Source organism: uncultured Cellulomonas sp. (assembly GCF_963527515.1).
Lineage (GTDB): Bacteria > Actinomycetota > Actinomycetes > Actinomycetales > Cellulomonadaceae > Cellulomonas.
Map to the genome: position 1 here is coordinate 1 of NZ_CAURTV010000088.1, position 15,056 is coordinate 15,056.

The window sequence follows — 15,056 nt, forward strand, 5'->3', positions numbered from 1 at the left end:
CGACCAGCTCGACCAGGTGGAGCGTGACCCCGTCGGCCCAGGCGTAGTCCGGCCGCACGTACAGGGGCAGCGACGCGTACCCGTGGCGCTCGCGGACCCAGCGCGGGCCGGTCACCCGGTCCCCGGTGAGCAGCGAGGTCCAGGTGCCCTCCGGCACGTACACGTCCACGTGCCCGTCCGCGGTGAACACCGGCGCCACGAGCAGGCTCTCCCCGAGCATGTACTGCGTGTCCACCGTGGCCGCCCCCGGGTCCTCCGGGAACTCCAGCACCATCGGCCGCATGACCGGGACGCCGGTGGTGTGGGCGTCCAGCCCGAGCCGCGCCACGTAGGGCATGAGCGAGAGCTTGAGCCGGGTGAACAGCCGCGCGACGTCGACCGCCTCCTCGTCGAACGCCCACGGCACCCGGTAGGAGTCGGAGCCGTGCAGGCGGCTGTGCGACGAGAGCAGCCCGAACGCCAGCCAGCGCTTGAACACGGCGGCGTCGGGCTCGCCCTCGAAGCCGCCGATGTCGTGGCTCCAGTAGCCGAAGCCCGACGACGCCAGCGACAGGCCGCCGCGCAGGGTCTCCGCCATCGACACGAAGGTGGACTCGCTGTCGCCGCCCCAGTGCACCGGGAACTGCTGGCCGCCCGCGGTGGCGGACCGGGCGAACAGGACGGCGTCACCCTCGCCGCGCTCGGCCTCGAGCACGTCGAAGACCGCCCGGTTGTACAGGTGCGTGTAGTGGTTGTGCATGCGCTCGGGGTCCGAGCCGTCGTGCCAGACGACGTCGGTCGGGATCCGCTCGCCGAAGTCGGTCTTGAACGCGTCGACGCCCTGGGCCAGCAGGCGGCGCAGGTACCCCTGGTACCACGCGACCGCGTCGGGGTTGGTGAAGTCGACCAGCCCCATCCCCGACTGCCACTGGTCGGTCTGCCAGACCGAGCCGTCGGGACGGGTCACCAGGTAGCCGGCCGCGCGGCCCTCGTCGAACAGGGCCGAGCGCTGGGCGATGTACGGGTTGATCCAGACGCAGACCTTGAGGCCCTTGGCGTGCAGCCGCGCCAGCATGCCCTCGGGGTCCGGGAACGTGGCCGGGTCCCACGTGAAGTCGGTCCAGTGGTAGGCGCGCATCCAGAAGCAGTCGAAGTGGAACACGCTCAGGGGCAGCCCGCGCTCGGCCATCCCGTCGACGAAGGACATCACCGTGTCCTCGTCGTACTGGGTGGTGAACGACGTCGAGAGCCACAGGCCGTACGACCACGCCGGCACGCTCGCCGGGCGGCCGGTCAGCGCGGTGTAGCGGCGCAGGATCTCCTTGGGCGTCGGCCCGTGGATGACGTAGTACTCGAGCGACTGCCCGGGAACCGAGAACTGCGTGCGCGACACGGCCTCGGAGCCCACCTCGAAGGACACCCGTCCGGGGTGGTCGACGAAGACGCCGTACCCCGCGTCGGACAGGTAGAAGGGGACGTTCTTGTAGGCCTGCTCGCTGGCGGTCCCGCCGTCCTCGTTCCAGATGTCCACCGACTGCCCGTTCTTGACGAACGCGCCGAACCGCTCGCCGAGGCCGTAGACGTGCTCGCGGACGCCGAGGCTCAGCTGCTCGTGCACGTACGCGTCACCGCGCGCGTCGGTGACGACCCCGACGGAGCGGGCGGTCGACGAGGTGAGCACCCGACCGTCGGCCTCGAACTCGACGTTCCAGGCGCCCCGCGTGGACACGCGGGCGGTGAGCGCACCCGCGCGGAAGGTGGCGACGCCGTCGGTCGAGTCCTCGGCACCCACGACCTTGACGTCCGCGGCCGAGCGGGCCAGGGCGAAGGACGGCCCGCGGTCGACGCCGCCGCGGTGGTGCTCGATGCGCACGGCGATCACGTCGTCCATCGGGCTGCGGAACGAGACGGTCAGCAGCGGCTTGTTCAGGGTGTCGCCGCGGGACGTCAGGGGCACCGTCGAGGCATACACGGTGAGCGAGTCCTCCCCCACCACCACGTCCGCGACCTGGCGCGGTCGCAGGACCGTGACGCCAGGGAGGTGCTGCCAGTAGCCGTCCGTGAACTTCATCGTGGCGCCTTCGCGTCGGGAATTCGGGGCGATCCATCATCGAAGCGTTTCGATGACGAGAATACGTTAGGTGGCAGTGCGAACGCTGTCCAGACTGGCACTCGGAGAGCCGTTGTTTCGACGGCAGTTCGACTCGCTAGGGTGGGCGCGGCAGGTGTCGACGAAGGGATGACGTGGTGGCGACGATCGACGACGTGGCGCGGGTGGCGGGGGTCTCGGTGTCCACCGTCTCCTACACGTTCTCCGGCAAGCGCCCCATCTCGGCCGAGACCCGTGCGCGGGTCGAGCGGGCCGTCCGGGAGCTCGACTACCGGCCGCACGCCGGTGCCCGGGCGCTGGCTTCGCAGCGCACCCAGGTGCTCGCGCTCATGGCTCCGCTGAGAGTGGACGTCAACGTCGGCGTGATCATGCAGTTCGTGACCGGCGTCGTGACCCGCGCCCAGGCCTACAAGCACGACGTCCTCCTGCTCACCCAGGACGACCACGACGGGATCGAGCGGGTGGCGGCCGGCTCGATGGTCGACGCCGTCCTCATGATGGACGTCGAGGCGGAGGACCCGCGGCTGCCCATCCTGCGGCGCCAGAAGCAGCCCGCCGTCCTCATCGGGCTGCCGCGGGACGCCACCGGCTTCTCGTGCGTGGACCTGGACTTCGAGGCAGCCGGCCGCGTCGCCGTGGAGCACCTGGCGAGCCTCGGGCACCGCCAGATCGCGCTCATCGGGTCCCCGCAGGCCGTGATCAGCCGGCGCACCACCTACGCCGCGCGCCTCGTGCGCGGCTTCACGCAGGAGGCCGCCCGCCTCGGGCTCGACGCGATCTTCGAGACCTGCGAGTCCTCGCACAGCGGTGCGGTCGAGGCCGTCGACCACGTGCTCGCCGCGCTGCCCGGGGTGACGGCGGTCATCGTGCACAACGAGGTCGCCCTGCCCGCGGTCCTCGAGACGCTGCGGTCCCGCGGCAGGGACGTGCCCACCGACATCTCCGTGGTCGCCGTCTGCCCGCAGGACGTGGCCCTCGGCCAGACCGACCCCCTCACGGCCGTCGACATCCCCGCGCACACCATCGGGGGCGTCGCCGTGGACATGGCGATCGGCAGGCTCAGCGGCGACCTGCCCGCCGAGACGCGGCTCCTCGCGCCCGTGCTCACCACCCGTACCAGCACCGCTCCCCCGCGCCACTAGCACCGCGGCGCCACCGGGCGGCAGCTGCAGCACGCCGTCGACGTCGCGGTCGGTCAGCAGGTCCGTGCCGGTCCAGGTGAGCCCCACCTCGGCCGAGCCGTGGTTGAGCACGAACAGCAGCTCGCCGCGGCGAGCCACCTCGACGTCGTCCGGGACCGACTCCAGGGGCGGCGCGACGCCCGCCGCGGCCAGGCAGTCCGCCACGATCTCCGCCAGCACGTCGGCCGGCGGGACGGTGGAGACGTACCAGGCCGTCCCGTGGCGCAGCACCGCGGGCTGCCCGGTCAGCCCCGCTCCGCCGTACGTGGCCAGCACGTGCGCGCCGTCCGCCCGCAGCTGTTCGGACCACACCGTCGCGGTGAACGTGCCGTAACGCTCCGACGCGACGAGCACGCCGTCGTCGGGCAGCGGCCGGTGCTCCTCGCCCGAGACCCCTAGCGTGCCCGCCCACGGCACCGGAAAGCGGCCCTGCCGGATCCGCTGGTCCTCGTCCGCGATCCCGCTGAACGGGCCCACGAGCAGGACCCCGCCGCGCGCGGCGACGCGGGCGAGGTTCGCCGCGTCCGCGTCCGACACCAGGTGCAGCAGCGGGACCACCACGAGGTCGTACCGGTCCAGGTCCGCGCCCGGGGGCACCACGTCGGTCGCGACACCCGCCCGCCAGAACGGCTCGTGGTACGCGGCCAGCTGGTCCGGCACGGTCAGCCGGCTGCTCGGCAGCGAGTCGGCCTCGCCCGCCCAGAGCGAGAGCCAGTCGAACACCAGGGCCACCCGGGCGTCCACCCGGGTCCCGACGACCGGGCGCAGCCGCGCGAGCAGCCGGCCCTGCTCGCGGACCTCGCGGTGCTGGTCCGTGTCCGCGCCGGCGTGCGGGAGCATCGCGGAGTGGAACCGCTCCGAGCCGGACGCCGAGGCGCGCCACTGGAAGTAGCAGACCGCGTCCGCACCGTGCGCCACGGCGCGCAGCGAGTCGCGCAGCATCCCGCCGGCCGGCTTGGGCAGGTTGTGCGGCCGCCAGCTCACCGCGCCCGCGGCCTGCTCGAGCAGCGCCCACGGCCGCCCGCCGCCCACGCCGCGCGTCAGGTCGTGCGTCAGGGCGGCACGTGCCGGGGCCGACGGGTCGGCCGGGTCGGCGTAGTGGTCGTCGGCGACGACGTCGAGGTCGTCGGCCCAGGAGAACTGGTCGACCAGCGGGAAGAGGCCCATCGCGTTCGTCGTCACCGGGGCGTCGGACGCGGAGCGGATCACGGCGGCCTGCAGGCGGTAGACGTCGCGCAGCTGGTCGGACGTGAACCGCCGGAAGTCGAGCAGCTGGGTCGGGTTGTGCACGTACGGGGCCGCCCGCGGGGGCACGATCTCCTGCCAGTCCCCGTAGCGCTGGCTCCAGAACGCGGTCCCCCAGGCACGGTTGAGCGCGCCGAGGTCCCCGTACCGAGCTGCCAGCCAGGTCCGGAACCGGTCCGCGCACAGGTCGCAGAAGCACGCCTGCCCGAACTCGTTGCCCACGTGCCACATCGCCACCGCGGGGTGGTCGGCGTACCGGTCCACCAGGGCCGTCACCACCGCGGCCACCCGGTCGCGGTACACCGCCGAGCCCGGGCAGAAGTGGTTGCGGGAGCCGACGCTCATCCGCACGCCGCGGGCGTCGACGGCACAGGTCGTCGGGTCCAGCCGGGCGAGCCAGGGCGGGGGCGACGCCGACGGGGTGGCCAGGTCGACGGCGATCCCGCCCGCGTGCAGCAGGTCGAGGACCTCGTCCAGCCACCCGAAGCTCAGCTCGCCCGGGCGCGGCTCGAGGGTCGCCCAGGAGAAGACGCCGACCGTCACCAGGTTCACCCCGGTCTCGAGCATGAGCGCCACGTCCTCGCGCCACACGTCCGGCGACCACTGCTCCGGGTTGTAGTCGCCCCCGTACAGCAGCCCGCGCTCACGCGTGAGCGCCTCGAACGACGACACGGTCATCCCTTGATCGCGCCGAAGATCACGCCCTTGGTGAAGTGCCGCTGCACGAACGGGTACACCAGCAGGATCGGCACGATGGCCAGCACCATCACCGCCATCTTCACGGGCAGCCCGGTCACCGCGCCGGTCGCCACGTCCACCTGACCCACCCCGCTGCCGGGCAGCGTGACGCCCTGCAGCACGTAGGAGCGCAGGACCAGCTGCAGCGGCCACTTGGCGTTGTCGTTGATGTAGAGGATCGCGTTGAAGAACGCGTTCCAGTACCCGACGCCGTAGAACAGGGCGACGACGGCGACGACGGCCCGCGACATCGGCAGCACGATCCGGCCGAGGATCCGCCAGTCGCCGGCGCCGTCGATCCGGGCGGCGTCGAGGATCGAGATGTCGATGCCCATGAAGAAGTTGCGCAGGATGAGCACGTTGAACGCCGACACGGCCCCCGGGAGGATCAGCGCCCAGTAGCTGTTGATGAGCCCGAGCGAGCTGACCAGCAGGTAGGTCGGGATGAGGCCGGCGCCGAAGAACATCGTGATCAGGAAGACGAACAGGATCGGGCGGTGGCCGAACGAGCCCGGCCGCGACAGCCCGTACGCCCCCATGACGGAGACGGTGGTGGACAGCACGGTGCCGACCAGGGTGATGAACGTGCTCACCAGCGCGGCGCGGGTGACGATGCCGCCGCCGAGGATCTGCGAGTACGCGCGGAACGACAGCTCACCGGGCACGGTCACCAGACCGCCGACGCGGATGGTCTCGGCCTGCGTCGAGAGGCTGGTGAGGATGACCGTGTACAGCGGGAAGACGACGGCCAGGACCACGGCGGTCAGCACGACGACCTTGAGCGCCTGGCCACCGACCGACGGGCGCCCTTCCCACGCGGGACGGTGCTTGGACCGGCGCGGACGCCGTACGGGACTCACTGTCGTCTGAGCACTCATGCGCGCTTGTACACCCCCGACTCACCGAACACGTGCGCCAGCTTGTTGGCGCCCAGCACGAGCGCCAGGCTGACGACACCCTTGATCAGCCCCGCCGCGGCGGCGAAGCTCCAGTCCCCGAAGACGACGCCCTGGTAGTAGACGTAGGTGTCGATGACCTCGGAGACGCCCGTCCCCACGGCACCGCGCTGCAGGATGAGCTGCTCGAACCCGACCGTCAGCGCGTCGCCGAGGCGCAGGATGAGCAGCAGGATGATGACCGGCCGCAGCGCGGGCAACGAGATGTGCCACATGCGCCGCCACCGGCTGGCCCCGTCCACCGCGGCCGCCTCGTACAGCTCGGGCGACACCGTGCTCAGGGCGGCGAGGAAGATGATGATCCCCCAGCCCGCGTCCTTCCACACCGACTGCATGGTGATGAGGACCAGGAACGTGTCCGGGTTGGTCATCATGTCGAAGCCGTTGCCCAGGCCGTGGTCCCGCAGCGTCTGGTTGATCAGCCCGGCACCGCCGAAGATCTGCTGGAACAGGGTCACCACCAGCACCCACGAGAAGAAGTGCGGCAGGTAGACGATCGACTGGATCGTGGTGCGGATCTGAGGCGTGACGACGCTGTTGAGCAGGAGCGCCAGCAGGATGGGGATCGGGAAGAAGAACACCAGCTGGAACGCCGTGATGACGAGCGTGTTCTCCACCGAGTTGAGGAACGCCGGGTTGGTGAACACGCGCTCGAAGTTGGCCCAGCCGACCATGGGGCTGCCCAGGAAGCCCGTGTACGGGGAGTAGTTCTGCCAGGCGATGACGTTGCCCAGCATCGGCACGTACGCGAACACGGCCAGCAGCAGGATCGCCGGCGACACCATGAGCAGCAGGGACCGGTCGCGCCGCAGGCGGACGCGCCAGCCGATCTTCCTCGTCGGCACCGGCGGGGGCGCCGCCTCCCGCACGGGAGCGGGAGGACGGCGCCGGACCAGATCGGGAAGGGCCATCAGCTCTGCTGGTCCAGGATGTCCTGGTAGAACGCCCGCAGCTCCTCGCCGCCCGAGCTCTTCCACGTCTCGATCGCCGCGTCCAGGTCGGACATGCCCTTGCGACCGCGGGAGATGTCCTTCTCGAGGTCGACGAACGGCTGGGCGATCGACGCGTACTGCTGCGGCTCCACGATCTGCTGGGCGTAGAACAGCGGGTCGGTCGCGTACTGCGCCGCGTTCGCCTTCCACTCCGAGGCGGCCTTGACGTACCCCGGGTACTGCACGTGCGTCTCGGAGATCGGCGGGTCGACCAGGAAGATGTAGGTCGGCTGGAGCTCCGTGGCGGCGAGCTCGGTGGGCACCGGCAGGCCGTCCGAGCCGCGCGTGTAGTGCACGCCCTCGACGCCGTTGTTGATGGTGTCGTACTCGGTGGTGCCGTACGGCGCCGCGAGCACGTTGGCCATGGCGAGCAGCTCCTCGATCTTCGCCTCGTCGTCCGTCTTCTTGAGGAACGAGAAGATGTTGGCCGGGTTGCCCTTCCAGAGGATGGGCGTCCCGCCGTCGGCGGCGAACGGGTCGAACGGCTGCTGCCAGTACGACGGGTTGCTGGCCAGGTTGTCGCGCATGGCCTCGTGCCAGCCGCCGACGCCGTCGTTGGCGATCAGCGACTTGCCGGACTGGAACCGCGACTTGGCCTCACCGTTCTGGTCGGCGACCGCGTCCGGGTGGACCGCGCCGCTGGCGAACAGCTTCGCGTTCCACTCCAGAGCCGCCCGGTACTCGTCGGTCTCCACGCGGTGCACGAGCGCGTCGCCGTCGAGCGTCCACTTGGGCGGGACCGAGTGGATGATCGCAGCCGTGTTCCACAGGTCCTCGGCACCCCAGACGCTGCCGCCGGTGAGCTCGACGGCCAGGTCGATGAGGTCCTGACCGTTCTGCACGTCCGGCGTGATGCCGAGGCTCTCGAGGACGTCCCGGCGGTAGAAGATCGCGTCGGTGATGACCTCGCCGGGGAACGGCAGTCCGTAGAGCTTGCCGTTGAACACGCAGAACTTCCACGCGTCCGAGGAGATGTTGGCCAGGTTCGGGTACGGCGTCACCTTGTCGCCCGCGAGGAACGGCGTCAGGTCCTGGAAGACGTTCTCCACGATCTCGGAGCCGAACCGCGGCGGCAGGTTCCACGAGGGGATGGACACCCAGTCGGGCACGTCCTTCGCCGACGCCAGCACGGTGGCCAGCTTGTCGCCGTAGACGTTGCCGTCCGTGATCTGGAACTGCAGGTCCGAGCCGAGCAGCCCGTTCACGGCCTCGTAGTACGTGTTGCCCTTGGTGGGCGGGATGGTGCCCCAGAGCGGCGTCATCGCGGTGAACGTCAGCCCGGTGCCCGGCGCGCTCGCCACGGACTGGACCAGCTCGGTGGGGATGGACTCGAAGCCCGGGACCGAGCCGTCGACGCTGGGGTAGTCCGGCTCGATGTAGGTCACCGGGATGTACTTCGGGATGACGTCTCCGGCTGCGGCGGCCGCAGTGGCGGACGGTGCCGGCGTGGTGGTGCAGGCCGTCAGGAGACCGGGGACCCCGACGACGGCCGCGCCCGTCGCGATCAGGCCCAGGAACCGGCGACGGTCGACCGCGTGGTCCCCCAGTCGGCCGAAAGTAGGCGTGGCGTTCATCTGCGTCCCTTCACTTCCTCGTGGAGATCGCGTCGAAGCGGTTCGACGGCGCGACTCTATGGCTCCCGGCCTGGCGAGGCAAGCACCGAGGTCGGGAAGCGACACTTGCGGCAAACAGGCCCGTCAAGCACCATGAATGCCGCACGATGCCCGGCAGAGCGGGTTCGACGTATCATCGAATCGGTTCGACATTCTGTGGCTTAAACGATTTGTACGCCGACCCGACCGCACTCGACGACGAGGACCCCGTGGCCGACCCCACCTCCCCCGCCCGGCCGTTCGCCGCCCGCGCCCAGGCCCTGCTGGACCAGCTGACGCCCGCCGAGCGCGTGGCGTTGCTGCACCAGCACGCCGGCCCCGTCCCCCGCGTCGGGCTGGGGCCGTTCCGCACCGGCACCGAAGGGCTGCACGGGGTGGCCTGGCTCGGCACGGCGACCACGTTCCCGCAGCCGGTCGGCCTGGCCGCCAGCTGGGACGCCGACCTGCTCGAGCGCGTCGGCGCGGTGGTGGGCACCGAGGTGCGGGCCAAGCACGCCGCCGACCCGACCGTGTCACTGAACGTGTGGGCGCCCGTGGTCAACCCCCTGCGGCACCCCCGCTGGGGGCGCAACGAGGAAGGGTTCTCCGAGGACCCGCACCTCACCGCCCACCTCGCCACGGCGTACGCGCGCGGGCTGCGCGGCGACCACCCGCTCTACTGGCGGACCGTCCCGACGCTCAAGCACCTGGTCGCCTACGGCAACGAGACCGACCGCAGCGTGACCAGTGCGCAGCTGTCCCCCCGCGTGCTGCACGAGTACGAGCTGCCCGCGTTCCGCGGCCCGATCGAGGCCGGCGTCGTCGGGGCCGTGATGCCCTCCTACAACCTGGTCAACGGCCGCCCGAACCACGTCACGCGCGAGCTGCTCGACGAGGTCCGCAGCTGGACCGCGGCGTCGCTGCTCGTCGTGTCCGACGCCGGCGCGCCCACCAACCTCGTCACCGGTGAGCGGTACCACGACGACCACGTCGCCGCCGCCGCGGCCGCGGTCCGGGCGGGCGTCGACTCGTTCACCGACCACGACGACGACCCCACGCGGACGATCACGCACCTCACCGCCGCCCTCGAGCGAGGACTGCTCGACCAGGCGGACGTCGACCGTGCGGCCCTGCGCCTGCTGGAGCTGCGCCTGGCCACCGGGGAGCTCGACCCCGACCTGGACCCCTGGGCGTCGACGGTGCCCACGGACCTGGACCTGCCGGCCAGCCGGGCGCTGGCCCGCGAGGCCGCGACCCGCGGGGTCGTCGTCCTGGCCAACGACGGGGTGCTCCCGCTGCGGGCCGGAGCCCGGGTGGCGATCGTCGGACCGCACGCCGACCAGGTGCTCACCGACTGGTACTCGGGCACCCCGCCCTACACGGTCTCGATCGCCGAGGCCCTCCGGCCGGCCGTGACGGTGACCGGCGCGGACACCGTCGCGCTGCGGTCCCGGACCACCGGTGCCTACGTCGACGCCGGGGCGGACGGCACCCTGGTGGCCACCGCGCGGACCTCCGCGCACCACGACGTGACCGACTGGGGTGAGGGCGTGCTCACCCTGCGCGCCGCCGCGACCGGCCGGCTGTGGACCGGGGGCGGCTGGATCCTGCGGGCGGACGCGACGCACGTGCACGGGTGGGTCGCGCAGGAGAGCTTCCGGGCGCACCGGCACGACGACGGCTCCGTGTCGCTGCAGCACGTCGGCTCGGGGCGCTGGGTGGTGGTGCAGCGCGACGGCGGCGTGCTGGTGGCCGACGCACCGTCGGCGGCGACCGCCGAGCGGTTCACGCTGCGCACCGTGCGGTCCGGGACGGCCCAGGCCGTCGCCGCGGCGGTCGATGCCGAGGTCGTGGTGCTCGCGGTCGGCAACGACCCCCACCTGCTGGGCCGCGAGACCGAGGACCGCCCCCACCTGCGGCTGCCCGACGCGCAGGCCGAGCTGGCCCGCGCGGTGATCGAGGCCAACGCGGCGACGGTCCTGGTCGTCGTCTCGTCGTACCCCTACGTGCTCGGCCCGCTCGGTGACGACGCCGCGGCGGTGGTCTGGACGTCGCACGGCGGGCAGGAGCTGGGGCACGCGGTGACCGACGTCCTCACCGGCGCGGTCGAGCCGTCCGGCCGGCTGGCCCAGGCGTGGCCCGAGGCCGAGCAGGACGCCGGCGACCTGCTGGACTACGACGTCATCGGCGGCGGGCTCACGCACTGGTACGCGCCGCGGCCCGCACGCTGGGCCTTCGGGCACGGGCTGGCCTACACCTCCGTCGCCTACGAGGCGATCACGCTGGCGTCCGAGCGGGTGGTGCGGGTGACGGTGCGCAACACCGGCGACCGGCCCGTCGACGAGCTCGTGCAGGTCTACGCCGCCGCGCCCGAGCACCGCCTGCCGGTCCCCCACCGGCGACTCGCGGCGCACCGGCGCGTGCACCTGGCACCCGGGGCGGTCGCGGACGTCGAGCTCGTCGTCCCCGACGACGCCCTGGCCGTGTGGGACGTCACCCGCGGGCGCTTCGAGGTCGAGCCGGGCCGGTACGAGCTGCATGCGGGGCCCTCGTCCGCAGACCTGCCGCTCGTGGTTGCGCTCGACGTCGACGGCGAGCCCGTCCCGCCCCGCACCCTGCTCGACACGACCGTGCGCGCGATCGACCACGACGAGCGCAGCGACGTGTGGTTCGCGGAGCGCACCCGCGAGGCCGGCGACGCCGTCGAGGTGGTGCGCGGGCGCCGCTCCGGATGGCTGCTGTTCCGCGACACCGACCTGACCGGCGTCGGCCGGCTGGAGCTGACGGTCGCGCGCGCCGGCTCCGTGCGCGTCGAGGTGCGAGCCGGGCGGGCGTGGAGGCCGGTCGGGTCGGCCGCCGTCCCCGGCGGCGGCCGGTACGACTGGTCGACGGTCGAGGTCCCCGTCGCGCCGGACGGCGTCGCCGACCTGCGGGTGGTGCTCGTGGGTGACGTGCGGCTGGCAGAGGTCCGCGGCCGCGCCTGAGGCGGCGCTACGGTGGCGGTCGTGACGACCGGAGCGCGACCGCCCAGGGTGCCGCCCCGCTGGTTCGTCCGCCTGGCCTGGCGGGCTCATCGCACGCTCTACCGGCTCAGCGGCGGCCGCTTCCTGTGGACCCCGACGAGCCGGCGGCGGTGGGGCGCCCTGCGGCTCACCGTGACGGGGCGCACGAGCGGACAGGACCGCAGCGTCATCCTCGGGTACCTCGAGGACGGCCCCGACCTGGTCGCGCTCGCCATGAACGGCTGGGGCGAGGGGCACCCGTCGTGGTGGCTCAACCTCGAGGCGCACCCGGACGCGGTCGTCCGGCTGGCCGGCGGGAGCCCGCGGTCGGTGCGTGCACGGCGGGCGACCGGCGAGGAACGGGACCGCCTGTGGCGGCTCTGGTCGGCTCTCGACCCGCAGCTGGACGCCTACGCCGCCACGCGGTCGACGCCGACCCCCGTCGTCGTGCTCACGCCCCGCTAGACCCAGGCTCCCCCGCGCATCACCCGGAGGACCCCGAGGTCCGCGTCGGTGACGACCAGGTCCGCCCGGCGACCCGCGGCGAGCGCGCCGAGGTCACGACGGCCCAGCACGTCCGCCGGCACGGTCGCGGCGGCGAGCACCGCGTCCTCCAGCGGGACCCCCGCGGCCACCACCGTCCGCACGATGTCGAGCAGGTGGGCGACTCCCCCGGCGATCGCTCCGGTCTCGTCGGCGACCCGCGCCACCCCGTCCGCGACGTGCACCGTCATGGGGCCCAGCTGGTACTCGCCGTCGGGCATCCCCGCCGCCGCCATGGCGTCCGTGACCAGCGCGACCGAGCCGGCGCCGACCAGGTCGAACACCGCGCGGACGGTGCCGTCGGCCAGGTGCGTGCCGTCCGCCACCAGCTCGACCACCAGCTCCCCGCGGGCGGCGGCGGCCAGGCAGGCGCTGACCGGCCCGGGGTCGCGATGGTGCAGCGGACGCATGCCGTTGAACAGGTGCGTCGCGGTGAGGCGGCGGTTGGAGCGGGCCGCCAGCAGGTCGAAGCCGAGGTCCACCGCCCGGTCCACCTGCTCGGCCGACGCGTCCGTGTGCCCGAGCGACGGCACCGCGCCCACGTCCACCAGCGCCTCGATCACCGCGTCCGCGCCGGGCACCTCGGGCGCGACCGTCATGGTGGCCAGGTGGCCCCCCGCCGCGTCCGCGATCCTGCGGACCAGCTCCGGGTCCCCCTCCAGCATGTCGGCAGGGTTCTGCGCGCCGCACCGGGCCGCCGACAGGAAGGGACCCTCGAGGTGGATCCCGACGATCTCGCCGGCCTCGGCCAGCTGGGCCAGCACCGCGGTGCGGGCGAGCAGGACGTCCGGCGCGGCGGTGACCAGCGAGGCGACCAGGCTGGTGGTCCCGTGCCGACGGTGCTCGTCGACCGCGCGCTGGGCCTGCGCGGCGTCCAGGGCGTCCGGGAAGCTGGCCCCTCCGCCGCCGTGGCAGTGCAGGTCGACCAGTCCCGGGAGGATCGTCGCGTCGGTGGGCTCGGTCAGCGTCCACCCGCGGGGCAGGACCTCCGCCGGGCCGACCCACACGATCGTGGCGTCGTCGACGACCACCGCGCCGTCGTCCACGACCCCTCGCGGGGTGACGAGCCGACCACGCAGGACGAGAGGGTTCTCGGAGCTCACGGAGCTATCTTTCCCCATGGGAGCGCCGCACCCTGCTCGTCCGTCCACGATGCCCGGCGAGCGTGCACCCGGCCGGTCCACCAGCGCGCGACACCGGCCCCGACCGCGCCCTCCGCCGCGGCCACCAGCGCGTACCACGGGACGGCCGACAGCAGGTTCCACATCGCGCAGATCGTGACCGACAGGACGGCACCCACCACGGCGAAGACGATGACGTGCACCCGCTCGCGGGGCTGGTTCCGCAGCAGGTGCCCGATCAGCACACCGAACGGGAAGCCGGCCAGCCCGATCACCACGGCGGTCACCAGCAGCGCCAGGAACGAGATGTACAGACTGGAGGGGCTGACGACCGAGGGGCTCCGGATCCCCTGCAGTGCCAGCAGCAGCGCCCCGTTGACCGCCGCCAGCACCACCAGGCACCGCAGGCACAGGGCTGCGATCGGCCCCGCGCCACGGACGCTCACGCTGCGCTCCGCACGGTGCGCCGGGCGTCGGCGAGCACGCGGCGCGCACCCCGGGCCAGCTGCCACAGGTACAGGCGCTGGCCGAGCGGGACGAGCGGGCGGGCACCGTGGACCCACCACAGGTCCGCCACCGAGTACGCGGTCACGGCGAACCAGAGGTCGCCCGCGTCGTCCCGCTCGACCACGAACGACTCCTCGCCGCGGAACAGGTGCCCGGGCAGGGTGCCGTAGCCGAAGCCGACGCGGTCCGCGTCCTGCTCGACCCAGACCACCTCGCACGGTTCGTGCAGCCGGACCGGTCCGATGCCGACCCGGCTGGCGACGCGCACCCCCGGTGCGGCGGCCGCGGCGTCGTGCCGCAGCTCGATGTTCGCCGCCGCGTGGACCTGCCAGCGCAGCAGGGCGTCACCGACCACCGCCAGGTCGTGCGCCGTCGAGCCCGCCGTCAGCAGGTGCCGGACCCGCAGGTGCCGGTAGCGCGGCGGGAGGGTGCCGTGCTGCGTCGCCCCGACGTCGGGGTACGTCAGCGTGTCGCGCTCCGGCGCCGCGTGCAGGCGCAGGGCCAGGAACGTGCACACGACGAAGCCGAGCGCGTTGGCCACGCCGTGCGTGGCCGCCATCCAGGACAGGCTCGGGTGTGCCACGCCGGTCGCCTCGCCGACCGCCCACCACAGGGCGAGCAGCATCGAGATGCCGATGGTCACCGCGCCGACGCGCAGCAGCCTGCGTCCGGGACCCGTCAGACCGACGACGGCTGCCGCCGCGCACCACAGGCCGACGGTGAGGACCACCGCACCCACCAGCTCGGCGGCGTCCGAGACGAAGTACCCGGCCAGCACCAGGAGCACGCCCGCCGGCGCCGCGACCGACGCGACCCGGGTCAGCGGGGTGGTCGTCCGCTGCGCCACCAGGCCGACCACCAGGCACGCACCGAACCCCGCGAAGAGCATGTGCGGCACCGTGAGGGCGAGGTAGTCGCCGCCGAACCCGAGCAGACCCCAGCCCGCCCGCTCCACCACGAGCGCCACCGCGCCCACCAACGGAGTCGCCAGCGCGACCGCCGTGGACAGCAGCCGCACCCGCAGCGTGCAGGCGGCGAGCACCGCACCGGCGGCCGCGAACGGCACCGCCAGGGCGGCGGCGGCCGGCCC

The 15,056-nt window shown here is 73.0% G+C and carries 10 protein-coding genes and 1 pseudogene; 3 read left to right on the plus strand and 8 right to left on the minus strand.

Features of this window, described 5'->3' with window-relative positions:
* On the minus strand, positions 1 to 2,050 hold a 2,050-nt coding region (yicI, locus tag RYN42_RS15980), incomplete at its 3' end, for an alpha-xylosidase (protein WP_315097800.1).
* Between the two features lie 218 nt (positions 2,051 to 2,268).
* Between yicI and RYN42_RS15985 the strand changes: the two genes are divergently transcribed.
* Positions 2,269 to 3,231 (plus strand): LacI family DNA-binding transcriptional regulator, encoded by a 963-nt coding sequence (locus RYN42_RS15985; RefSeq protein WP_315097809.1) that lies wholly within the window; start codon positions 2,269 to 2,271, stop codon positions 3,229 to 3,231.
* A 54-nt stretch (positions 3,232 to 3,285) separates the two neighbouring features.
* On the opposite strand, the pseudogene RYN42_RS15990 reads toward RYN42_RS15985, so the two are convergent.
* From RYN42_RS15990 to RYN42_RS16005, 4 genes and pseudogenes are all read right to left on the minus strand, one after another.
* A pseudogene (locus RYN42_RS15990) lies at positions 3,286 to 5,193 on the minus strand (beta-galactosidase); the annotation flags it as partial.
* Complete coding sequence (locus RYN42_RS15995) at positions 5,190 to 6,131, minus strand: carbohydrate ABC transporter permease (RefSeq protein WP_315097801.1); 942 nt, start codon at positions 6,129 to 6,131, stop codon at positions 5,190 to 5,192. The gene RYN42_RS15995 and the pseudogene RYN42_RS15990, both read right to left, overlap by 4 nt.
* Positions 6,128 to 7,120 carry an ABC transporter permease subunit gene (locus RYN42_RS16000; RefSeq protein ID WP_315097802.1) on the minus strand — a complete coding sequence of 331 codons (993 nt, stop codon included), beginning with the start codon at positions 7,118 to 7,120 and terminating at the stop codon, positions 6,128 to 6,130. The genes RYN42_RS15995 and RYN42_RS16000 overlap by 4 nt, the downstream gene beginning before the upstream one ends.
* Positions 7,120 to 8,775, minus strand: a complete 1,656-nt coding sequence (locus tag RYN42_RS16005) for a sugar ABC transporter substrate-binding protein (protein WP_315097803.1) — start codon at positions 8,773 to 8,775, stop codon at positions 7,120 to 7,122. Before RYN42_RS16005 ends, RYN42_RS16000 begins: the two co-directional genes overlap by 1 nt.
* 248 nt (positions 8,776 to 9,023) lie before the next feature.
* Between RYN42_RS16005 and RYN42_RS16010 the strand changes: the two genes are divergently transcribed.
* Positions 9,024 to 11,777 carry a glycoside hydrolase family 3 C-terminal domain-containing protein gene (locus tag RYN42_RS16010; RefSeq protein WP_315097804.1) on the plus strand — a complete coding sequence of 918 codons (2,754 nt, stop codon included), beginning with the start codon at positions 9,024 to 9,026 and terminating at the stop codon, positions 11,775 to 11,777.
* 21 nt (positions 11,778 to 11,798) lie between these two features.
* Positions 11,799 to 12,260 (plus strand): nitroreductase/quinone reductase family protein, encoded by a 462-nt coding sequence (locus tag RYN42_RS16015; RefSeq protein WP_315097805.1) that lies wholly within the window; start codon positions 11,799 to 11,801, stop codon positions 12,258 to 12,260.
* On the opposite strand, the gene RYN42_RS16020 is transcribed toward RYN42_RS16015, so the two are convergent.
* From RYN42_RS16020 to RYN42_RS16030, 3 genes are all read right to left on the minus strand, one after another.
* Positions 12,257 to 13,459: an N-acetylglucosamine-6-phosphate deacetylase gene (locus tag RYN42_RS16020; RefSeq protein ID WP_399552509.1), complete on the minus strand. Its 1,203-nt coding sequence runs from the start codon at positions 13,457 to 13,459 to the stop codon at positions 12,257 to 12,259. The two genes, RYN42_RS16015 and RYN42_RS16020, sit on opposite strands and share 4 nt — an antisense overlap.
* A complete protein-coding gene (locus RYN42_RS16025) occupies positions 13,438 to 13,905 on the minus strand; it encodes a hypothetical protein (protein WP_315097807.1) in 468 nt (155 codons plus the stop codon). Before RYN42_RS16025 ends, RYN42_RS16020 begins: the two co-directional genes overlap by 22 nt.
* Positions 13,902 to 15,056, minus strand: a 1,155-nt coding sequence (locus tag RYN42_RS16030; protein WP_315097808.1) for a YndJ family transporter, incomplete at its 5' end; no start/stop codon positions are given. The genes RYN42_RS16025 and RYN42_RS16030, both read right to left, overlap by 4 nt.

Excerpts from the sequence above, each read along its gene's own strand:
- RYN42_RS15995 (WP_315097801.1), bottom strand. The coding sequence starts at position 6,131 with ATGAGTGCTCAGACGACAGTGAGTCCCGTACGGCGTCCGCGCCGGTCC.
- RYN42_RS16000 (WP_315097802.1), bottom strand. The coding sequence starts at position 7,120 with ATGGCCCTTCCCGATCTGGTCCGGCGCCGTCCTCCCGCTCCCGTGCGG.
- RYN42_RS16005 (WP_315097803.1), bottom strand. The coding sequence starts at position 8,775 with ATGAACGCCACGCCTACTTTCGGCCGACTGGGGGACCACGCGGTCGAC.
- RYN42_RS16020 (WP_399552509.1), bottom strand. The coding sequence starts at position 13,459 with ATGGGGAAAGATAGCTCCGTGAGCTCCGAGAACCCTCTCGTCCTGCGT.